At 62.9% G+C, this 19,116-nt stretch carries 21 protein-coding genes; 15 read left to right on the top strand and 6 right to left on the bottom strand.

From position 1 onward, the window contains the following. Positions 1 to 7 precede the first annotated feature (7 nt). Positions 8 to 1,267: a multidrug efflux MFS transporter gene (locus tag EOC83_RS10900; protein ID WP_063167761.1), complete on the bottom strand. Its 1,260-nt coding sequence runs from the start codon at positions 1,265 to 1,267 to the stop codon at positions 8 to 10. A gap of 165 nt (positions 1,268 to 1,432) precedes the next feature. On the opposite strand from EOC83_RS10900, the gene EOC83_RS10895 reads away from it, so the two are divergent. Both EOC83_RS10895 and EOC83_RS10890 read left to right on the top strand, forming a co-directional pair. Further along, entirely contained in the window at positions 1,433 to 2,098 is a 666-nt protein-coding gene (locus EOC83_RS10895) for a GntR family transcriptional regulator (RefSeq protein ID WP_063170207.1), read from the top strand. 113 nt (positions 2,099 to 2,211) lie between these two features. Beyond that, positions 2,212 to 2,445, top strand: a complete 234-nt coding sequence (locus EOC83_RS10890; RefSeq protein WP_244506945.1) for a DUF982 domain-containing protein — start codon at positions 2,212 to 2,214, stop codon at positions 2,443 to 2,445. Between the two features lie 66 nt (positions 2,446 to 2,511). On the opposite strand, the gene EOC83_RS10885 is transcribed toward EOC83_RS10890, so the two are convergent. Both EOC83_RS10885 and EOC83_RS10880 read right to left on the bottom strand, forming a co-directional pair. Beyond that, positions 2,512 to 2,664: a hypothetical protein gene (locus EOC83_RS10885; RefSeq protein ID WP_013532262.1), complete on the bottom strand. Its 153-nt coding sequence runs from the start codon at positions 2,662 to 2,664 to the stop codon at positions 2,512 to 2,514. A gap of 176 nt (positions 2,665 to 2,840) precedes the next feature. After that, the gene (locus EOC83_RS10880; protein ID WP_013532261.1) at positions 2,841 to 3,884 is read right to left on the bottom strand and encodes an aldo/keto reductase; all 1,044 of its coding nucleotides are present in this window, start codon (positions 3,882 to 3,884) and stop codon (positions 2,841 to 2,843) included. A gap of 278 nt (positions 3,885 to 4,162) precedes the next feature. On the opposite strand from EOC83_RS10880, the gene ppk2 reads away from it, so the two are divergent. Further along, positions 4,163 to 5,083, top strand: a complete 921-nt coding sequence (gene ppk2, locus EOC83_RS10875) for a polyphosphate kinase 2 (RefSeq protein ID WP_013532260.1) — start codon at positions 4,163 to 4,165, stop codon at positions 5,081 to 5,083. Positions 5,084 to 5,134: 51 nt separating this feature from the next. Here the strand turns inward: ppk2 and EOC83_RS10870 are convergent, their stop codons facing one another. The 3 genes from EOC83_RS10870 to EOC83_RS10860 form a co-directional block, all read right to left on the bottom strand. Continuing rightward, positions 5,135 to 5,782: a dihydrofolate reductase family protein gene (locus EOC83_RS10870; protein WP_063167762.1), complete on the bottom strand. Its 648-nt coding sequence runs from the start codon at positions 5,780 to 5,782 to the stop codon at positions 5,135 to 5,137. Between the two features lie 217 nt (positions 5,783 to 5,999). Continuing rightward, positions 6,000 to 7,031 carry a porphobilinogen synthase gene (hemB, locus tag EOC83_RS10865; protein ID WP_027162429.1) on the bottom strand — a complete coding sequence of 344 codons (1,032 nt, stop codon included), beginning with the start codon at positions 7,029 to 7,031 and terminating at the stop codon, positions 6,000 to 6,002. An 88-nt stretch (positions 7,032 to 7,119) separates the two neighbouring features. Further along, positions 7,120 to 7,947 (bottom strand): DUF2066 domain-containing protein, encoded by an 828-nt coding sequence (locus EOC83_RS10860; RefSeq protein WP_063167763.1) that lies wholly within the window; start codon positions 7,945 to 7,947, stop codon positions 7,120 to 7,122. Positions 7,948 to 8,141: 194 nt separating this feature from the next. Between EOC83_RS10860 and EOC83_RS10855 the strand changes: the two genes are divergently transcribed. The 12 genes from EOC83_RS10855 (at position 8,142) to EOC83_RS10800 (ending at position 19,043) form a co-directional block, all read left to right on the top strand. After that, the gene (locus EOC83_RS10855) at positions 8,142 to 9,185 is read left to right on the top strand and encodes an enoyl-CoA hydratase/isomerase family protein (RefSeq protein ID WP_013532256.1); all 1,044 of its coding nucleotides are present in this window, start codon (positions 8,142 to 8,144) and stop codon (positions 9,183 to 9,185) included. After that, positions 9,182 to 9,604 (top strand): DUF6163 family protein, encoded by a 423-nt coding sequence (locus EOC83_RS10850; protein WP_024504684.1) that lies wholly within the window; start codon positions 9,182 to 9,184, stop codon positions 9,602 to 9,604. Before EOC83_RS10855 ends, EOC83_RS10850 begins: the two co-directional genes overlap by 4 nt. Positions 9,605 to 9,842: 238 nt before the next feature. Next, positions 9,843 to 10,358, top strand: coding sequence for a winged helix DNA-binding protein (locus EOC83_RS10845; protein WP_008875359.1), 516 nt, complete (start codon positions 9,843 to 9,845; stop codon positions 10,356 to 10,358). A gap of 429 nt (positions 10,359 to 10,787) precedes the next feature. Further along, positions 10,788 to 12,041, top strand: coding sequence for a L,D-transpeptidase family protein (locus EOC83_RS10840; protein ID WP_013532254.1), 1,254 nt, complete (start codon positions 10,788 to 10,790; stop codon positions 12,039 to 12,041). Positions 12,042 to 12,183: 142 nt separating this feature from the next. Further along, entirely contained in the window at positions 12,184 to 13,830 is a 1,647-nt protein-coding gene (locus EOC83_RS10835) for a Na+/H+ antiporter (RefSeq protein WP_013532253.1), read from the top strand. A 173-nt stretch (positions 13,831 to 14,003) separates the two neighbouring features. Then, entirely contained in the window at positions 14,004 to 15,317 is a 1,314-nt protein-coding gene (gene glyA, locus EOC83_RS10830; protein WP_013532252.1) for a serine hydroxymethyltransferase, read from the top strand. Between the two features lie 76 nt (positions 15,318 to 15,393). Beyond that, positions 15,394 to 16,059: a hypothetical protein gene (locus EOC83_RS10825; protein ID WP_024504683.1), complete on the top strand. Its 666-nt coding sequence runs from the start codon at positions 15,394 to 15,396 to the stop codon at positions 16,057 to 16,059. Positions 16,060 to 16,216: 157 nt separating this feature from the next. Further along, the gene (gene nrdR / locus EOC83_RS10820; protein WP_013532250.1) at positions 16,217 to 16,696 is read left to right on the top strand and encodes a transcriptional regulator NrdR; all 480 of its coding nucleotides are present in this window, start codon (positions 16,217 to 16,219) and stop codon (positions 16,694 to 16,696) included. Positions 16,697 to 16,698: 2 nt separating this feature from the next. Then, on the top strand, positions 16,699 to 17,814 hold the full coding sequence (ribD, locus tag EOC83_RS10815; RefSeq protein ID WP_063167764.1) for a bifunctional diaminohydroxyphosphoribosylaminopyrimidine deaminase/5-amino-6-(5-phosphoribosylamino)uracil reductase RibD: 1,116 nt from the start codon (positions 16,699 to 16,701) through the stop codon (positions 17,812 to 17,814). 12 nt (positions 17,815 to 17,826) lie between these two features. Further along, positions 17,827 to 18,444: a riboflavin synthase gene (locus EOC83_RS10810; protein WP_063167765.1), complete on the top strand. Its 618-nt coding sequence runs from the start codon at positions 17,827 to 17,829 to the stop codon at positions 18,442 to 18,444. Between the two features lie 63 nt (positions 18,445 to 18,507). Next, on the top strand, positions 18,508 to 18,768 hold the full coding sequence (locus EOC83_RS10805) for a ribbon-helix-helix domain-containing protein (protein WP_013532247.1): 261 nt from the start codon (positions 18,508 to 18,510) through the stop codon (positions 18,766 to 18,768). Further along, on the top strand, positions 18,768 to 19,043 hold the full coding sequence (locus tag EOC83_RS10800; RefSeq protein ID WP_013532246.1) for a type II toxin-antitoxin system RelE/ParE family toxin: 276 nt from the start codon (positions 18,768 to 18,770) through the stop codon (positions 19,041 to 19,043). The genes EOC83_RS10805 and EOC83_RS10800 overlap by 1 nt, the downstream gene beginning before the upstream one ends. Positions 19,044 to 19,116 lie beyond the last annotated feature (73 nt).

Here is a 19,116-nt window from a genome sequence, read left to right as displayed (position 1 = left end):
AACCCCGTCAGGGCTTGCCGGCGTGGGCAAGCATGTCCTGCTCGCGGCGTGACTGTGCCAGCCAGTTATACACCGCGCCGCCGGCCATCAAGACGGATGTGCCCAGAAACACCGAACGCATGCCGAAATGACCACCGGCAAAGCCGCCGAGCAAGGGGCCGGCGACTTGCCCGACATATTGGGCGGAGATCGACAGCCCGAGCACATTGCCGCCGACCCCATCGGGAACATTGTGGCGGATCACGCTGGTGATGCAGGGCAACAGCCCGCCCAGCGCCAGACCCATCAGGAAGCGCAGGCCGATGAGTTGCCAGCTCTGCGTGACGAAGGCCTGCGGGATCAGCAGCAGCGCCGAGACGGCAAGCGCGCCGATGATGACGTTCCAGTGGCCGACGCGGTCGGCGAGCTTGCCCAGGCGCGAGGCCGACAGGATGGCGCCAAGGGCCGCCGCCGACATGACGACGCCTGATATCAGCGTCACGCGGCTCTGGTCCTCGATGAGCTGCTGCACATAGACGGTGATGATCGGCTCGATCGACATGGTGGCGAAGCTCAACAGCATGCCGGTCGCCAGCATGGCGACAACAGGCCGTTTGTCGGGGATTTGTGACCAGCCGCCTTTCCGCTTCTGCGTCGCTGCGGCGTCTGCTGTTTTCGGCCGGGGATTCTCCTTGATCAGAAACGTGGTCGCCAGGAATGCCAGGAAGATGACGCCGCCGGAGAGGAGAAAGGTGGCGCGGATGCCGATCAGCGGCGGCAGGGCGCCGCCAACCAGCGGACCGACCAGAGCCCCGCCCGTGATGCCGGCCGACAGCAGGCCCAACGCCCAGCCGGAACGCTCCTTCGGGGTCTGCATGGCGACGAGGATGGTCGATCCCGAGGAGTAGCCGCCGGCAAAGCCGATGAGCAGCCGCAGCAGCACCAGCTGCCAGACCGTCTGCACCATGCCGGTCAGCGACATGCATATGGCCATGCCGAAGCTGGCGCGAACCAGCATCACCTTGCGGCCATAGCGGTCGCCGAGACGTCCCCAGAGCGGCGCCACCAGCGCCGCCGCGAAGAACGTCGCGCCATAGGCAATCCCCGACCATTGCACGATCGCCGCGTGACCCTCGGCACCCAGCTGCTCGATATAGAGCGGCAGGAACGGCAGAAGCAGCGTCATGGCGACAAGCGTCGAAAACGAACCGGCGAAGCACACGAACAGATTGCGCCGCCAGTGGATGTTGTAGGTGCTGTCGTTCGCCGGGGGCGTGCTCTGCTGCATGTCGTGTGTCCTGTCCCAGCAACTCTTTTATCGATGCTTGCTGCGGATACCAATTTGGGATACCAAGATGGTGCACGTCATGGACGCAAGCTTGGCCGCTGTCAATGCAGCCTGTCGAACGTGATCGGCAAGACGATCGCAAACGGCCAAAAGGTGGAAACGACAATGTCGCAGATGCACAGCGTCGAAAAACAGCTTCGGCAGATGATCCTGGGCCTCGAGATCGGTCCCGGCGAAAAGCTGACCGAGCGCTGGATCGAGAGCCGTTTCGGTGCATCGCGAACCCCGGTCAGGGCAGCACTGCTGCGGCTCGAGACCGAGGGGCTGGTCGGCAGGGACGGGCGCGGCTGGACGGTGTCGCCGATCAATCTGGCTGAACTCGAGCAGATCGCCGTCTACAGGGAGGCGGTCGAGGTTGCGGCAGTTCGCCTGACATGCGGCCTGGCGGACCGGAGCGCCATCGATGTCATCCAGGCGATGCTCGAATCCTGCGACAACGACACGCCGCGCGAGGAATGGCATCGCGTCGGCATGGATTTTCACATCGAACTGGCGCGTCTGTCGGGCAATGAATTCCTGTTCCGGGCGGTCCGTGATGCCATGACACGCCTGTCACGGGCGCGCTGGCTGGAGGTTCGCGACGAAGCGGCCCTCAGCCGCGCCTGGGCCGAACATCGCGCCATACTGGCGGCGGCACGCCGTGGCGACGCCGATGAAGCCGCGCGCCTGCTCTCGGTCCACATTGTCGGCAGCCGCGACCGGCTGGTGACGTCGCTCGCCAACGATCGGCGCGGTCTTCGCGCCAGAGGCTTTGCCGTCGTTGCTGCTTAAGGTGGATGAAGGGGCGCAAAGCGGCGTCTGGACGTGTGCGCACTTTCGCCCTCGCTTCGCAGACGCCGATGGCGTAAGGAGCGGCGATGGAAAACAACCGATTTGAAACACCTGTGACTGTGAAGTCAGTCGCGGCGGGAAGCACTCAGCTCTTGCGCACGGCGCGTGAGGCTTCCGACTACCTCCTCAACAGCTGGCCCGGCAAGCGCAGCCCCAAGCATCGCGCGGCCCTGCAGGCCTGCCATGACGCACTCGCCGGCGACAAGCCGGCGATGAACGCCAGGCGCGCCTTCATTGCGGCGGCGCGCGAAGTGGACGTCTTTGTCAGCGACAAGGCGCCGGCCTGACACAAGGCGACATCCGAGGCGGCAATCCGGATTGAGGCACGGCCCGCATCTGCGGGCCTTTTGCCGTCACTTTGCCGTTTCGGTTTCGGCTTCAGTCTCGTCTTCGGGCTTCGAACGTTCCCTCGCTGCAACCTTGGCTGCCAGCTTCTCGGCCTTCTTGGCCGCCTTCTGGCGGTCGCGTTCCTTGCGTTCCTGATCGTAGTTTGGTGGTCGCGCCATATCGGCTCCTTTTTCACTGCCTCGCGGCTCTGGTCCTGCCTAGGAGCATTAGCCGTCAAACACAACAGCTGAAGCGATAGTGCGTCGATGATGGCCAGGCTTGCAAGATGCGCGCCGCAATGATGGGGCCATGCCCATCATTGCGGCGGCGATACCTATCGCCATCGATTTGCCGATCAGATGCCGCTTCGGTCAATCACCAGATCGGCGGCACCAAAGCGGTCCTTTGCCGTCAGCTGCTGGTGCCAGTAGGGATAGAGCAAGGGCGGCCGGCTGACCGCGTCGAGGCGCGCGCGCTCCTCGTCGGAAAGCACCAGGCTTGCCGCCGCGATGTTGTCCAGGAACTGCGTTTCCGTCCTGCCGCCGATCACCAGGGAACTGATGGACGGCCGGCCAAGCAGCCAGGCCAGCGCCACCTGCGCTGCCGACACGCCGCGCTGCGCGCCGATCTCCACAAGCACATCGACGATCCGCCACAGCCGGTCCTCGTCGCGGATCGGTGGTTCCGACCAGCCCGCGAGTTGGCGGGCGGTGGGGCTGTCACGGCGGTATTTGCCGGACAGCAATCCGCCGGCAAGCGGGCTCCAGACCAGAACGCCCAGCCCCTGGTCGACGGAAATCGGCAGCAGTTCGTACTCCGCTTCGCGCGCTTCCAGCGTGTAGTGGATCTGCTGCGTGATGAAGCGCGGCTGATGACGGCTGTCGCTGATGCCGAGCGCCTTCATCACCTGCCAGCCGGAATAGTTGGAGCAGCCGACATAGCGGATCTTGCCCTGGGCAACCAGCGTGTCGAGCGCGCCGATGGTTTCCTCCAGCGGCGTCACGCCATCCCATTCGTGCAGGAAATAGATGTCGATGACGTCGGTCTTGAGCCGCTTCAGGCTCTTCTCGCATTCCCGAATCAGGTGATGGCGCGACAGGCCTTCGTCGTTTGGACCTTTGCCGATCCGCATCCGTGCCTTGGAGGCGATCAGCACGTCGCCCTTGCGCTTGCCGCCGAGCGCTTCGCCGATGATTTCTTCGGAAATGCCGTTCGAATAGACATTGGCGGTGTCGATGACATTGATGCCGGCGTCGATACAGAGATCGATCATCCGGCGCGCTTCGTCGAGATCGGTCTTGCCGACCGCCGAAAAAGCACCGGCGCCACCGAACGTCATGGTCCCCATGGTCAGTGTCGATACTTTCAGGCCGGAACGGCCGAGGGTGCGGTATTCCATGTCGTCCTCGCGATTGCATTGGGAAAGGGCTGGGGAGGGCCGCCCGAAAGTGGCCGCTATTTGTAGGACAATTTGGGCGACGTGTCTCCATGCCAGCGCGGCGGATCGATCATGCCTGGCTGGACCGACAGCGGTGGTGACCATGCTCGCGCTGCAATAAAACCGTCATTGCAGGCCTATATGGAAGTCGGCTCAGGTGTTGCCGTTCCCGGGCTGTAGGCCGGGAGTTTGGGGCGCCGGACGTGGATCGACAGAGCTTGCAAGTGGAGCAGCCGATAATGACCGAGCTAAAACAGAATTCTCCGGCCAGGGATTGGCTTGAAGCCGAGCTCGCCGACACGCTTGACGAAGACTATGAGCTCGAAATGTCGGAGCCGGCGCTGTCGATGGAGATCGCCAAGATCTACAAGAACTCGCATCCGCCTTCGATCGATCGCATGCAGTATTTTCGCGACCTGATCACCCTGCAGTCCGAATTGATCAAGCTGCAGTCCTGGGTCGCCCACCACAAGAAGAAGCTGGTGGTGATCTTCGAGGGACGCGATTCGGCCGGCAAGGGCGGTGTCATCAAGCGCATCACCCAGCGCCTCAACCCGCGCATCTGCCGTGTCGTCGCACTGCCGGCGCCGACGGAGCGCGAAAAGTCGCAATGGTATTTCCAGCGCTATGTCCCGCATCTGCCGGCCGGCGGCGAGATCGTGCTGTTCGACCGCTCATGGTACAACCGCTCGGGCGTCGAGCGGGTGATGGGCTTTGCCCAGCCCGATCAGGTCGAAGAATTCTTCCACGACGTGCCGGAATTCGAGCGCATGCTGGTCCGCTCGGGCATCACCGTGGTCAAATACTGGTTCTCGATCACCGACGAGGAACAGCAGATGCGCTTCCTGATGCGCATCCACGATCCGATGAAACAGTGGAAACTGTCGCCGATGGACCTGCAGTCGCGCGTGCGCTGGGAGCAGTACACCAAGGCCAAGGAAGAGACCTTCGCCCGCACCAACATCCCGGAAGCGCCCTGGTTCATCGTCGAGGGCAACGACAAGAAACGCGCGCGGCTGAACTGCATCGACCATCTGCTCAAGCAGCTGCCTTACGAGGAAGTGCCGCACGAGGAGATCACTTTGCCGGAGCGCGTCTTCAACCCCGAATACGAACGCCAGGTGCTGCCGCGCGAGCTCTACGTGCCGGAGAAGTATTGAGGCAGACGAAGCTGCGATCTCCCCCACGAGGGGAGAGATTGGCTCTCCACCTTACGCCCGCTTGATGGTGACGTGCGTCGCGAGCGGGGTCGCCACCTGCTCGCTGCAGACATAGCCGAGCTTGAGCATGTCCAGGCCGGCAAAAAGGTTCTCGCCCGTGCCCAGCAGCAGCGGCGCGATCGCCAGATGCATCTCGTCGATCAGTTTTTCCTGCAGATATTGCCGTATGGTGGCGACGCCGCCGCCGACCCGCACATCCTTGCCGCCAGCGGCAGCCTTTGCCTGTTCAAGAGCTGAATGGATGCCGTCGACGACGAAGTGGAAAGTGGTGCCGCCCTCCATCGTGATCGGTTCCCGCTTGTGATGGGTCAGCACGAAAACCGGCACATGATAGGGCGGGTTGTCGCCCCACCAGCCTTTCCAGCTGTCGTCAGGCCATTCGCCGCGGATCGGTCCGAACATGTTGCGGCCGAGGATCCAGGCGCCGACATTTTCGAAGCTGCGCGCCGCGAACGCCTCGTTGACGTCGGTGGTGCCGCCATCTTGTCCGAGCACCATCTCGCGGAAGGTGCGGGTGTCGACAAACCACTTGTGCAAGGATTCCCCACCGACGCCGAGCGGATTTTGCAGATCCTGATCGGGACCGGCGCCATAGCCGTCGAGCGATAGGGTGAAAGCGTTGACGCGAAGTTTGGACATGCGAGCCTCCTCGATAACCGATTGTGTTTTGCAAGCAGTTTTTTGTAACAAACCGATTGTGAATTGCAAGCGGTATTTTCAAGCTCAAACGAAGCCCACGCAACGGTCAAGTGGCCCTCGCTATGGATTCCCCGGCCAAGAGCCGGAAATTGGTATGGATGTCGAAGCGGATTGGCCGACATTGCTCGCCGCGACCGGCCGTCGTCGCGAAGAGAAATTACCCCTTCAGCATCTCCGCCACTTCGGGTGCGAAATAGGTCAGGATGCCGTCGCAGCCGGCGCGCTTGAAGGCGAGCAGCGATTCCAGCATTGCCTTCTCGCCGTCGATCCAGCCATTGGCGCCTGCCGCCTTGATCATCGAATATTCGCCCGACACCTGGTAGGCGAAGGTCGGCATCTGGAACTCGTCCTTCAGCCGCCGGATGATGTCGAGATAGGGCAGGCCGGGCTTGACCATCAGCATGTCGGCGCCCTCGGCGATGTCCTGTTCGGCCTCTCTCACCGCCTCGTCCGAATTGGCATGGTCGATGTAATAGGTCTTCTTGTCGCCCTTGAGCAGACCGGCGGTGCCCACCGCCTCGCGATAGGGTCCGTAGAAGGCCGAGGCGAATTTGGTCGCATAGGACATGATCGCCACGTCCTGAAAACCATTGGCATCGAGCGCGTCGCGGATGGCGCCGATGCGGCCGTCCATCATGTCGGACGGTGCGATGATGTCGGCGCCGGCGGCCGCCTGGATGACTGCGGCGGCGGTCACCTGTTCCACTGTCTCGTCGTTGACGATGATGCCGTCGCGCAGGATGCCGTCATGGCCGTGGCTGGTGAATGGGTCGAGCGCTGCGTCGGTGATGATGCCGATCTGCGGTACCGCATCCTTGATCGCGCGGGTGGCGCGGTTGATGACATTGTCGGGATCGAGGATGTGCGAGCCGGTCTGGTCGCGCAGCGAGATGTCCACATTGGGGAAGGTGGCGAGGGCGGGAATGCCGAGTTTTGCCGCGCGCTCTGCCTCCTTGACGGCGAGATCGATCGACAGGCGGAAGACGCCGGGCATGGCGGCGATCGGCTCGCAAACACCCTTGCCCTCGACGACGAAGATCGGCCAGATCAAATCGTCGACCGTGAGCCGGTTCTCTTGCACCAGACGGCGCGACCAGTCGGCCTTGCGCATGCGGCGCAGACGGCGGCTGCCGGTGATTTCGTCGACGCCGCGCGCGCCGGCGGGCTTTGCGGGGGTGAATTTGTTCATCGCCAGTACTCTCGTTCGGGCAGGCTTTTACCACGAGCTCCCGCCGCTGACCAATGCGGCACGATTGTGCCAGCGACCGGGTCGAGGCCTATTCGGGTTGCCCATTGCCTGACAGAATCTGTGCCGCGCCCCTGATGGCGACACGGAAAGCCTCGTCGAAGCCGACACCGCGCACCTGCCAGATGTAGGTCTTGCCGGCCATGGCCAGCCGCCAGTCGGCGATCCAGCCCAGTTCCTTGTCGCTCCAGACGAGACTGCCGTAAAGCGCCTGGTCGGCGCCGGCCTTCTCCGCAAGGGTGTCGAGCTTCGTCATCTCGGCATTGCGAAGCGCCTGATCGTCCAATCCGGCCTGCGACAGCTGCGCCACCGTGGGAAAAGTCACCTGCATGGCCAGCGGTACGGCGGCATTGCCGAACGATTCGCGCATCAGCATGCCACGGTCGTCCTCGGCATCGAGCGCGTAATGCGTTGTTCCGCGCTCGGTCGCCAAAAACACCACCAGCCGTGGCCGCTCGGTCAGCCACGGCCTGCTGCCGAGCGAAGCCAGCACCGGGTCGACGTCAGCAGGCTTGTACTGGCAGTAGAGATTATGAGGCCGATCGTACGTGCCCTGGTCGTCATGGTTGGGAATGCCTTCCATGCGGTCGCGATAGTGGAAACTGGCGACGAAGGTGCCGGCTTTGTCGCGCAATGCCGTCATTTCAGGTTTCGCCGGCAGGCGCTGATCGCCGGAAACCCGCACCAGAACCGCGTCGAGGCAGCGCTTGAAGCCGGACTGGCGGTTCTTCTCGTACTTGCCGTTGACGATGGTCTGCGAGCTGTAGAGGTCTTCCAAAGTCCCCGCCATGACCGGGTGAACAGCCAAGCAGAGGCTCAGCCCGATTGCCACCGGCGCAAGGTGCGAAAATCGAGTCATAAACAATCGTCCCGTTCGAAGACCCAGCAGGTACGCTGCAATGAACTCTACCCAGTTTTCCGTATTGCAGCTCTATTTTTAGCACTGGCTCCTGGTCCGGGCCAGAGCTTGCACCGGTGTCCTCGCCATTGACGCACCCATGCGCCACGCTTTAGCACTTCAGTCCCGGCGGCCGGGAGAGGGATTCTTTCACGATGGATTTTGGCGGAGGCGACGAGATCCGCTTCGAACATCTGGGCCGGGCCGGCGTCGTCACCTTGACGCGGCCGCAGGCGCTCAATGCCTTGACGCACCGCATGATCGGGGCGCTCGACGCCGCTCTTTCCGCCTGGGAGGCCGACCAGGGCATCGACGTCATCGTCGTCAAGGCAGAGGGCAGGGCCTTTTCGGCCGGCGGCGATATCCTGCATGTCTATGAGACAGGTCGGGCGGGAAAACCGCCGGTCGAGTTCTTCGCCGACGAATACCGGCTCAACGCCCGCATCAACAGCTACAAGAAGCCCTATGTCGCCCTGATCGACGGTATCGTCATGGGTGGCGGCGTCGGCATCTCCTTCCACGGCTCGCACCGGGTGATGACCGAGAATGCCCAGTTTGCCATGCCGGAAGTCGGCATCGGCTTCTTTCCGGATGTTGGCGCCAGCCACCTGCTGCCCGATCTCGGCGGCTCCTTCGGCATGTATCTGGCGCTGACCGGCAATCGCATTCGATATGGCGATGCGCTGTGGTCTGGGCTGGCCACCCATACCATCAAGGCCGAGGACCAGGCTGGCTTCCTCGACCGGCTGGCGTTGACCGGCGATCCGGAATCGGTGCTGCGCGGCTTCTTCGTGCAGGCAAGGCGAGAAACCGACAGGCCGACGCTGGAGGCGATTGTCCGTCATTTTTCGCAACCGTCCCTGAACCGCGTCATCGACAGCCTCGAGCGTGCGGCCGCCGCCGATGAGTTCGCGGCAAAGACGCTGGCGACGATCCGCACCCGCTCGCCGACCAGCCTGCGCGTCGCCTGGCGGCAGATCAGCGCCGGACTGACGCTGTCCATGGAAGCCTGCATGAAGATGGAGTTCCGCATCCTCAACCGGATGCTCGCCGGCCATGATTTCTACGAAGGCATCCGCGCTGCCATCATCGACAAGGGCTCGAAGCCGCAATGGCGGCCGGCAAGCCTCGCAGCGGTCAGCGAAGCGGATGTCGACGCCTATTTCGCTCCGCTCGGCGAACGGGAACTCCTGATATGAGCGAGGTGACCTCAAGGCGCATCGTTCTGCAGCCCTCGGGGGTGGAGGTGATCTTCGCCTGGTTCCAGCGCGTCATATCGGGCTACTGCCTGCTGTTCGGCATTCTCTACTGGATCAAGCTGATCGGCTTTTATCCGGGCACACTGTGGCGTTTCGACCTGATGCCCGTGCACTGGCAGGTCGCGGCGGTGGTGCTCGCCGTGTTCTTTCCCTTTGCCGCTGCCGGCCTGTGGATGCTGGCGTCCTGGGGCCCGGTGATATGGTTCATTTGCGCGGTGACCGAGACGGTCATGTACGCCGGCTTTCCCGAGTTGTTCGGCCACCGCTTGCTGATTGTCGTCTCGCATGCGGCGGTGGCGGTGCTCTACGTCGTCTTTCGCGTCGTCATCTACCTGCAGAAGCGCCCGGTCCGCCACTAAGCCGTTGAACCCATTGGCGGCCCGGCTGTCGCCTCGAATGAGCCCTGCAATCGTTGCCGAAATCTTTAGGTTAATTATCCTTGCTCGGGTGACCGTTCGTTAAGCCTCTTCCGAAACCTCTTACCGGTAAGCTCTTGTTAGCCCTAGCGTTTAAGTCGAATTTTATGAGTATTCGATAGTGTCGCGATCAAGGTGAAAAACAAAAAATCACCAGGGCGACAAACGAGAGGCAAAGACAATGATCAATTCGCGTCCGGCGGCGAAGACCGCCAACGTATCCGACGATCGCCGTGAGGCTATCCGTTCCCTGTACATGGAATCGCTGCAGCTTGTTGAACGGCTGCACCGCCGCCTGCTTGATGTGATCAAAGACGAATTCGACCGCAACGGCCGTTCCGACATCAATGCCATCCAGGCACTGCTGCTGTTCAACATCGGCAATTCCGAACTGACCGCGGGCGAGCTGCGCTCGCGTGGCTACTATCTCGGCTCGAACGTCTCCTACAATCTGAAGAAGCTGGTCGATCTCGGCTTCATCAACCATCAGCGCTCGCGCATCGACCGCCGTTCGGTCCGTGTCTCGCTGACGCCGAAGGGCAATGAGGTGGCCGAGGTCGTCGCCGGCCTCTATGAGCGTCATGTCGGCTCGATCGAACAGGTCGGCGGCATCAACACCGATGAGTTCAAGCAGATGAACCGCGCTTTGCAGCGGCTCGACCGCTTCTGGAACGACACCATCGCCTACCGGATGTAAGGATGTAAGACATCCGCCGCATCGGATCCGGCCCGCGCCACAGAAGCGCGGCCGAAATATCGACCTTCAGTCAGGGCCGGTGCCGAGAGGCATCGGCCTTTCTTTGATTTGGCTGGTCATTGCACCGCGTGGTCGATCGCCGATCGATACCCAAAAAGCACGGTCCGTTCTTTTCGGAATGCTGGCCGGTCGGATTTGGCCGCAAGGCCACGTTGCCGCCATATTCCAATGGAACCGAGAATGGCAGTGATGCTGTGGTGAAGGCCATGCGTTCACCCGCAGCCCGTATCGCGCCTGTGCATTGTCACACCAAGCTGATACGGACCATGGTTGGCTAATTGTTAAGATTGCCAATTTTACAGTGCGGGCGAGATCGCCCGGTGATCAACGCAGCAAGTGATCGAACTGCTACCAATGTCTGGAACGTCCATGAAAACCAGCCGTCGTTTTTTCCTGTCCGGAGCCTCCGCGCTCGCAGCCGCGGTGGTCGCCGGCGGCGCCAATGCGCAGGATGTGATCGGTGATATCCTGAAATCCTCGGCGCGCGGCAATTGGGACGACCAGTTCGACGCCCGCGCCAGCGAGGGTGGCAAGGTGGCTTCGACGCTGCCGATCTTCAGCCCGCAGACCGTTGCCTTCACGGAACAGGCGGTCGGGCAATACCAGAACATTGTCGGGCAGGGTGGCTGGGTCGAGGTTCCCGCGACCAAGAAGCTGCAGCTTGGCGTCGATGATCCCGATGTGGTGCCGTTGCGCAAGCGGCTGATGGTTTCCGGCGACCTGTCGCAGAGCGCCGGCATTTCGACGGCTTTCGATTCCTATGTCGACTCGGCAGTCAAGCGCTTCCAACTGCGTCACGGCCTGCCGGCTGATGGCTCGATGGGCAAATACACCTATGCGGCGATGAACGTTTCGGCGCAGATCCGGCTTGGCCAGTTGCAGACCAATCTGCAGCGGCTGCGCGAGAAGGCCGGCACGCTGGGCAGCCGCTACGTGCTGGTCGACATTCCGGCAGCCCAGGTCGAAGCGGTCGAGAACGACCGCGTCGTGCTTCGCCACACCGCGATCGTCGGCAAGATCGATCGCCAGACGCCGATCGTCAATTCCAAGATCACCGAGATCATCGTCAATCCATACTGGAACGCGCCGGTCTCGATCGTGCGCAAGGACATCATTCCGCTGATGCGGAAAAATCCCGATTATCTCAAGAACAGCCACATCCGCCTGTTCGCGCCCGATGGCAGCGAAGTCGATCCGATGAATGTCGACTGGTCGACCGACGACGCCGCCAAGTACCGGTTCCGTCAGGATCCCGGCTCGGAAAACGCCATGGCTTCGGTGAAGATCAATTTCCCGAGCCCTGATGGCGTCTACATGCACGACACGCCGCAGCAGAGCCTGTTCGGCAAGATGTTGCGTTTCGATTCCTCGGGCTGCGTGCGCGTGCAGAATGTGCGCGACCTCGTCACCTGGATCCTGCGCGACACGCCCGGCTGGGACCGCCAGCATTTCGAGGCGGCGATCAAGACCGGTGAAAACACGCCGATCCAGGTCACCAATCCGGTGCCGGTCCACTTCCTCTATCTCTCGGCCTGGTCGACCGGTCCGGGCGTGGTGCAGTTCCGCGACGACGTCTACGCGCTTGATGGCAACAACGAGCTGCAGATCACGTCCGCGCTTTAAATATTTGATTTCTATTTAAAAAGGCCGCCTCTCAGGGCGGCCTTTTTTCATTGATTGGGTGCCGCGGCGTTTTTCACGGGAGGGCGGCTGGACGGATCGGCCGGCTTTGCGCATGGTCGGCGGGAAAGCCTGGAACCGGACCATGGAAGTCGCTGTCTTCATTCTGGTCGTGCTCGTCTTCGTGGCGCTTTCCGGCGCGCTGGTTCGCCTGGTGCGGGTGCCGTTGCCGGTGCTGCAGATTGCGATCGGTGCCGCGCTCGCCTGGCCGGTGCGCGGCATCCATGTCGAGATCAATCCGGAGCTGTTCCTGCTGGTGTTCATTCCGCCGCTGCTGTTCGGCGATGCCTATGGCGCACCGAAGCGTGAACTGATGGCGCTGCGCGGACCGATCCTGGATCTGGCCATAGGGCTGGTCTTCTTCACCATCGTCGGCTTCGGCTACGCCTTGCATTGGCTAGTGCCGAGCATCCCTCTGGTGGTCGCTTTTGCGCTTGCCGCGGTGCTGTCGCCGACCGACGCGGTGGCCGTGTCCTCGATCGTCGACAGGAATGTCGTCCCGGCGCGGCTGATGCACATTCTCGAAGGCGAGTCGCTGCTCAACGACGCTTCAGGCCTCGTCATGTTCCGCTTCGCCGTCGCAGCAGTGCTGACCGGCAGCTTTTCCCTTGCCGCGGCTTCGTTCAGTTTTCTCTATGCCGTGGCGATCGGCATCCTGATCGGCGTCGCGGCGCTGTTCGTTGCCGCCAAGCTGCTGCAATTGCTCAACCGGATCGGCGGCGTGCCGGCCGAAGCGCAGGTGCTGGTGATGGTTCTGCTGCCCTTCATCGCCTATCTCGGCGCCGAGCATGTCGGAGCGTCCGGTATTCTGGCGGCTGTTACCGCCGGCCTGCTCACCGGCGGCTCCGGCGTGTTTCGCTTCCTCGGCGTCTCGGCCCGCATGCAGACGATGTCGCTGTGGACGACGCTTTCCTTCGTTTTCAACGGTGCTCTCTTCATCGTGCTCGGCCTGCAGCTTCCCGACATCATCCGCCATGTGCCGCCGGAACTCATGAGCCTGCACCCGATCATCCAGCCGATCGCGACCGTCGTGGCGCTGACGCTGTGCCTGATCGCGTTGCGCTTCCTGTGGATATGGGTAGGCGATCTCGCAGCCGGCATCGCCGCACGTCTGGGCAAGCGCAAGGTGGAGCCGTTCGGGTTGCGCGTGCGGCTCGCCGGTTCGGTGGCCGGCGTGCGCGGCGCCATCACGCTGGCCGGCATATTGTCGCTGCCGCTCGCCATGCCGGACGGCTCGCCGTTCCCGGCACGCGATCTGGTCATTTTCCTGGCCGCCGGCGTCATCATCTGTTCGCTGGTCTTCGCCAGTCTCGCTCTGCCGACGATCGCCAGGGGGCTGGTCGAGCCGGGTGAGGATGCCGGCGCCGCCGAGGAGCGGCTGGCGCGTGTCGGCGCCGCCAAGGCGGCAATCGCGCGCATCGAGAGCATCGCCGGAGCCGCAGATGATGAGGGAGGCGAGGTGCCCGGCGCCAGGCTTGCCGCCGCCGACAGCATCGTCGCCGGGTACCGGCGCCGCATCGCCGCCTCGGACGAAGCCGATGAGGCCCGCGCCGAGGCGCGTGAAGCCGGAAGGCTGGAGCTCGAATTGAGATTTGCGGGCATCGAAGCCGAGCGCGAAGCCGTGCGCGCCATGTTTCGCAGCGGCGAGATCAACGACCATACGTCGCAGGCGCTGTTTACCGAGATCACGCTCACCGAGGCATTGCTGAGGGGCCGGAAGGCGAGGAAATAACGACGCGCGGGCCTGGCTGGCGCAATCCGGCCAGCAAATTTCGCGTGGCAAACGTGGCGGGGCGAAAACAACTGTGTTAATGGCGCCGCGTGCAGGTTGCCCAAAAGTGTACAGCGGTTTGGGCAACGACATGCATAAACAAAATTGCCCCCGAACCCCGAGGATTTCAGGCTATGGCAACAGCAGCGGCAGTGTCGAACAAATTCGAATCCTTCTTCGAAACCACGCTGGCCGACGCCGATCCGGAGATTTTCGGCGCCATCCGCAACGAACTCGGCCGCCAGCGCCACGAGATCGAGCTGATCGCCTCGGAAAACATTGTTTCCCGCGCGGTGCTTGAGGCGCAGGGCTCGATCATGACCAACAAATATGCCGAGGGCTATCCGGGCAAGCGCTACTACGGCGGCTGCCAGTTTGTCGACGTGGCCGAGGAACTGGCCATCGAGCGCGCCAAGAAGCTGTTCGGCTGCAACTTCGCCAATGTCCAGCCGAATTCCGGCAGCCAGATGAACCAGGCCGTCTTCCTGGCGCTCTTGCAGCCGGGCGACACGTTCATGGGCCTCGACCTCAATTCCGGCGGCCATCTGACCCACGGTTCGCCGGTCAACATGAGCGGTAAATGGTTCAAGGTCGTCTCCTATGGCGTGCGCCAGGACGACCATCTGCTCGACATGGATGCCATCGAGAAGACCGCGCATGAAACCAAGCCGAAGCTGATCCTGGCCGGCGGCACCGCCTATTCCCGCGTCTGGGACTGGAAGCGTTTTCGCGAGATCGCCGACGCGGTCGGCGCCTATCTGATGGTCGACATGGCGCACATCGCCGGGCTGGTCGCCGGCGGCGTGCATCCGTCGCCGCTGCCGCATGCCCATGTCGTGACGACCACGACGCACAAGTCGCTGCGCGGCCCGCGCGGCGGCATGATCCTGTGCAATGACGAGGACATCGCCAAGAAGATGAATTCGGCGGTGTTCCCCGGCCTGCAGGGCGGCCCGCTTATGCATGTCATCGCCGCCAAGGCGGTTGCCTTCGGCGAAGCGCTGAAGCCAAGCTTCAAGGTCTATGCCGAGAGCGTTGCCGCCAACGCCAAGGCGCTCGCCTCCAGCCTCAAGGAAACCGGTCTCGACATCGTCTCCGGCGGCACAGACAACCATCTGATGCTGGTCGATTTGCGTCCGAAGAACGCCACCGGCAAGCGCGCCGAGGCGGCGCTGGGCCGCGCCAACATCACGTGCAACAAGAACGGTATTCCGTTCGACCCGGAAAAGCCTTTTGTCACCTCGGGCGTGCGTCTCGGCACCCCGGCCGGCACCACGCGCGGCTTCGGCCAGGCCGAATTCCGGGAGATCGGCAAGCTGATCGCCGAAGTGCTGGATGGTCTCAAGGTCGCCAATTCCGACGAGGGCAATGCCGCCGTCGAAGCAGCGGTCAAGGCCAAGGTCGTGGCGCTGACCGATCGCTTCCCGCTCTATCCCTATCTCGGCTGACGCGATAGGAAGTTTTGCGGCCTGCTGCAACGACAAGCGTCGTTTCAGCAGGCCGGGGCGACCGACAGGAGCCTTGATGATGCGACCATTTCGTTTCGCCGACCTTGGCGCCGTTGGCGCTCTGGCTGCTTTGATCGCCGGGCCTTTCCCCGGCAACGCCTTGGCGCAAACCGCCCCTGCTCAAGCCGCGCCCGCGCAACCCGCTCCTGCGCAACCCGCACCTCAGCCCGAGCCCGCGGCGCCCGCCCAGACGGCACCCAAGCTCGAAACCTTTGGCAGATGGTCGACCCTGGTCGACGAGGTCGACACCGGTGAGGATCTGCGCAAGACCTGCGCGGCCTCGACCGCCTTTATCGGCGCTGGCGGCGAGAGCGGCGTTCTGACGCTCATCATCACGAACGGCGATGCACTGCCGCCGGATGCCTACCCGTCCGTAACGATCGCCGTCGACAACAAGGCCTTGCCGGCCGGCAAGTCGGTTGCCGCCACTTTCGGCGACGACAAGGGCCGCGTCACTGCCAAGCTCCATTCCGATGGCGCCGTCAACGGCCGGCTCAGTTGGACCGTCGACAACCAGTCCAAGACCAGCCTGGCGCTCCTGCGCGCCATGCGCCGGGCATCGGTGCTTGACGTCTCCTTCGGCGATGCGCCGGTTGGAAGCATATCCATGGACGGCTTCACCAAGGCCTATCGTAGTCTCGGCGCATCGTGCGGGTTTCCGACCGCCGACGTTGCTCCCTGAAGACATCGGTACGCTGTGCGGCTGCTGGCGAGGCTGGCAATCCTGCTTGCGCCTCGCTATCTCTGAAGGGCGAGGGAGCTGTTGGCGACACTTTGCCATCGCTGCAAAAACCTCTAAGCCTTTCGCTTCACCAGATTCGCCAACCAAAGGCTTCTCCATGCGCTGTCCCTATTGCCAGTCGGAAGATACGCAGGTGAAGGATTCTCGCCCCGCCGAGGATGGCGCGGCGATCCGCAGGCGGCGCGTCTGCCCCGATTGCGGCGGCCGTTTCACCACCTTCGAACGCGTGCAGTTGCGCGACCTCGTCGTGGTCAAGAAATCGGGCCGCAAAGTGCCCTTCGACCGCGACAAGCTGTTGCGCTCGGTGGAGATCGCCGTGCGCAAGCGCAATGTCGATCCCGAACGCATCGACCGCGCGGTGACAGGCATCGTGCGCCAGCTCGAAAGTTCCGGCGAGACGGAGGTTGCTTCGGGAGAAGTCGGTCGCCTGGTCATGGAAGCGCTGAAGTCGCTCGACGATGTCGCCTATGTCCGTTTCGCCTCGGTCTACCGCAATTTTCGCGAGGCCAAGGATTTCCATGAATTGCTGGGCGAGCTCAAGGGCGACGAAGTCAAGGGTGAAGAGGAAGCCAGCTGAGCATGACTGCAAGCGAACAGGCCGCCCTTGATCGCCGCTTCATGGCGGCGGCACTCAGACTGTCGCGAAAAAATGCCGGGCGCACCGCGACCAACCCGTCTGTCGGTACGCTGATCGTACGCGATGACGGCAATGGTCCGATGATCGTCGGCACCGGCGTCACCGCTGTCGGCGGCCGTCCGCATGCCGAGACCGAGGCCTTGGCCGAGGCCGGCGACCTCGCGCGCGGCGCCACCGCCTACGTCACGCTGGAACCTTGCGCCCACCACGGCCGCACGCCGCCTTGCGCCAATGCGCTGGTCAATGCCGGCGTTGCGCGGGTCGTCGGTGCCGCCAGCGATCCCGATTCGCGCGTGTCCGGCAAGGGTTATGCGATCCTGCGCGCGGCCGGTGTCGAGGTGGTCGAGAAGGTGCTGGCGGCGGAAGCTGCCGAGCAGATGGCCGGCTATTTGATTCGATCGTTGAGAAAACGCCCGGAAGTGATTCTCAAGCTTGCGCTTTCCAGCGACGGCAAGATCGGCAGGGAAGGTGACGGGCAGGTGTCGATCACCGGCGATATCGCGCGCCGAGAAGTGTATCTGATGCGGGCTGAGGCGGACGCCATACTGGTTGGTATCGGCACCGCCCTTGAGGATGATCCGGCCCTGACGGTGCGTTTGCCGGGGCTTGAGAACCGTTCGCCTGCCCGCATCGTGCTCGACCGCCAGCTCAGGTTGCCGGAGGCCTCGAAGCTGGTTTCGGGCGTCGACCGGGTACCGCTCTATATCGCCGCTTGCCTGGAGGCCGATCCGCTGCGGCGGGCAGCACTCGAACGCGCCGGCGTGCGCTTCATCGGCACCGAGACGCACGAGGGCGGCGTAGCCTTGCCGGAACTACTCGAGGATCTGGCCGCGCTCGGCATGGCCAGCGTGCTGGTCGAGGGCGGCGCCAGGGTGGCGAGCGCTTTCCTGGCCGACGGGCTGGTCGACCGCATCGTGCTGTTCCAGGGACCGGATGCAATCGGCGACGACGGCATTGCATCGCCGATCGACGCCGACCATATCCCGGCAGGATTTCGCAAATTGCGCGACATGCGTTTCGGCGAAGACAGCTACGCCGAGTGGACAAGAGACCTCTAGGGATCAACACCGATGTTTACCGGAATTGTCACCGATGTCGGCACTGTCGCGTCCGTCAAGCCGCTCAGGGAAGGGGCGGGGCTGCGCATCGACACAGCCTATGACCCGCAGACCATCGCCATCGGCGCCTCGATCTCCTGCGGCGGCGTCTGCCTGACAGTCACGGCCTTGCCCGACAGCGCCTCGAATGCACGCTGGTTCGAGGTTGAAGCATGGGAGGAAGCCTTGCGGCTGACCACGGCCTCGGGCTGGAAATCCGGCACCAAGGTCAACCTGGAGCGGGCGCTGAAGATCGGCGACGAACTCGGCGGCCACATCGTTTCGGGCCATGTCGACGGCATGGCCGAGATCATCGAGCGCAAGGATGAGGGCGATGCCGTGCGCTTCACGCTGGAGGCGCCGCGCGACCTGGCGAAGTTCATTGCGCCCAAGGGATCGGTCGCGCTCGACGGCACCTCGCTCACCGTCAACAAGGTCGAAGGCGCGCGCTTCGACGTGCTTTTGATCCACCATTCGCTGACCGTGACCACCTGGGGTGAGCGCAAGGTCGGTGACCGCGTTAATCTCGAGATCGACACCATGGCGCGTTATGCGGCGCGGCTGGTCGAGGCGACGAAAGAGGGGCTTTAAGTGCTGCTGCACTCGACTTAATCAGTTTTAATCGCTATGATTAAATCTGATTGTGAGGCTCTGATGGATACAAAAGTAATCACCGCTCACGTTCCGCTGCCGCTGGCTGAAAAGGTAGATCAACTGGCTGCCCGCCTTGAGCGCCCACGCGGCTGGATCGTCAAACAAGCTCTTTCCGCGTGGGTGGATTTGGAGGAGGAGCGCCGACGGCTCACGCTTGAAGCAATGGCCGATGTCGACGCAGGACGGGTCATCGATCACCAGGCCGTGCAGGCGTGGGCTGAGAGTCTTGGTACCGACAAGCCACTGCCGGTGCCTCGTTGATGGAGTTGAAATGGACCAACAAGGCTTTGTCCGACTTGGTCCGGCTACATGATTTTCTCGTGCTAGCAAATGGCCCGGCGGCCGCACGTGCCGTGCAGTCGCTTACTGCCGCGCCGGCACGGTTGGTCGAATATCCGCGCATCGGTGAGAGACTGGAAGAGTTCGAACCACGAGAAGTGCGTCGCATTTTGGTAGGCAGCTACGAAATTCGTTACGAGATACAGAACACGACAATTTCTGTGTTGCGCCTGTGGCATACGCGAGAGGATCGATAGGACAGGAGTCCATCCAGCAATCTTCCGCTTGCGATGAACCCGGCTTCGGCCTAAGTCACCGGCAACTCCCCGG

This window comes from Mesorhizobium sp. Primo-A, assembly GCF_003997175.1.
GTDB classification, from domain to species: domain Bacteria; phylum Pseudomonadota; class Alphaproteobacteria; order Rhizobiales; family Rhizobiaceae; genus Mesorhizobium; species Mesorhizobium ciceri.
Note: the sequence above shows the minus strand (reverse complement) of the source record. Positions and strands in the feature narration are given on the sequence as shown.

What these genes read in the sequence shown, in the direction of transcription:
- EOC83_RS10900 (WP_063167761.1), bottom strand. Translation starts at nt 1,267, where the DNA reads ATGCAGCAGAGCACGCCCCCGGCGAACGACAGCACCTACAACATCCAC.
- EOC83_RS10895 (WP_063170207.1), top strand. Translation starts at nt 1,433, where the DNA reads ATGTCGCAGATGCACAGCGTCGAAAAACAGCTTCGGCAGATGATCCTG.
- EOC83_RS10885 (WP_013532262.1), bottom strand. Translation starts at nt 2,664, where the DNA reads ATGGCGCGACCACCAAACTACGATCAGGAACGCAAGGAACGCGACCGC.
- EOC83_RS10880 (WP_013532261.1), bottom strand. Translation starts at nt 3,884, where the DNA reads ATGGAATACCGCACCCTCGGCCGTTCCGGCCTGAAAGTATCGACACTG.
- ppk2 (WP_013532260.1), top strand. Translation starts at nt 4,163, where the DNA reads ATGACCGAGCTAAAACAGAATTCTCCGGCCAGGGATTGGCTTGAAGCC.
- EOC83_RS10870 (WP_063167762.1), bottom strand. Translation starts at nt 5,782, where the DNA reads ATGTCCAAACTTCGCGTCAACGCTTTCACCCTATCGCTCGACGGCTAT.
- hemB (WP_027162429.1), bottom strand. Translation starts at nt 7,031, where the DNA reads ATGAACAAATTCACCCCCGCAAAGCCCGCCGGCGCGCGCGGCGTCGAC.
- EOC83_RS10860 (WP_063167763.1), bottom strand. Translation starts at nt 7,947, where the DNA reads ATGACTCGATTTTCGCACCTTGCGCCGGTGGCAATCGGGCTGAGCCTC.
- EOC83_RS10855 (WP_013532256.1), top strand. Translation starts at nt 8,142, where the DNA reads ATGGATTTTGGCGGAGGCGACGAGATCCGCTTCGAACATCTGGGCCGG.
- EOC83_RS10850 (WP_024504684.1), top strand. Translation starts at nt 9,182, where the DNA reads ATGAGCGAGGTGACCTCAAGGCGCATCGTTCTGCAGCCCTCGGGGGTG.
- EOC83_RS10845 (WP_008875359.1), top strand. Translation starts at nt 9,843, where the DNA reads ATGATCAATTCGCGTCCGGCGGCGAAGACCGCCAACGTATCCGACGAT.
- EOC83_RS10840 (WP_013532254.1), top strand. Translation starts at nt 10,788, where the DNA reads ATGAAAACCAGCCGTCGTTTTTTCCTGTCCGGAGCCTCCGCGCTCGCA.
- EOC83_RS10835 (WP_013532253.1), top strand. Translation starts at nt 12,184, where the DNA reads ATGGAAGTCGCTGTCTTCATTCTGGTCGTGCTCGTCTTCGTGGCGCTT.
- glyA (WP_013532252.1), top strand. Translation starts at nt 14,004, where the DNA reads ATGGCAACAGCAGCGGCAGTGTCGAACAAATTCGAATCCTTCTTCGAA.
- EOC83_RS10825 (WP_024504683.1), top strand. Translation starts at nt 15,394, where the DNA reads ATGATGCGACCATTTCGTTTCGCCGACCTTGGCGCCGTTGGCGCTCTG.
- nrdR (WP_013532250.1), top strand. Translation starts at nt 16,217, where the DNA reads ATGCGCTGTCCCTATTGCCAGTCGGAAGATACGCAGGTGAAGGATTCT.
- ribD (WP_063167764.1), top strand. Translation starts at nt 16,699, where the DNA reads ATGACTGCAAGCGAACAGGCCGCCCTTGATCGCCGCTTCATGGCGGCG.
- EOC83_RS10810 (WP_063167765.1), top strand. Translation starts at nt 17,827, where the DNA reads ATGTTTACCGGAATTGTCACCGATGTCGGCACTGTCGCGTCCGTCAAG.
- EOC83_RS10805 (WP_013532247.1), top strand. Translation starts at nt 18,508, where the DNA reads ATGGATACAAAAGTAATCACCGCTCACGTTCCGCTGCCGCTGGCTGAA.
- EOC83_RS10800 (WP_013532246.1), top strand. Translation starts at nt 18,768, where the DNA reads ATGGAGTTGAAATGGACCAACAAGGCTTTGTCCGACTTGGTCCGGCTA.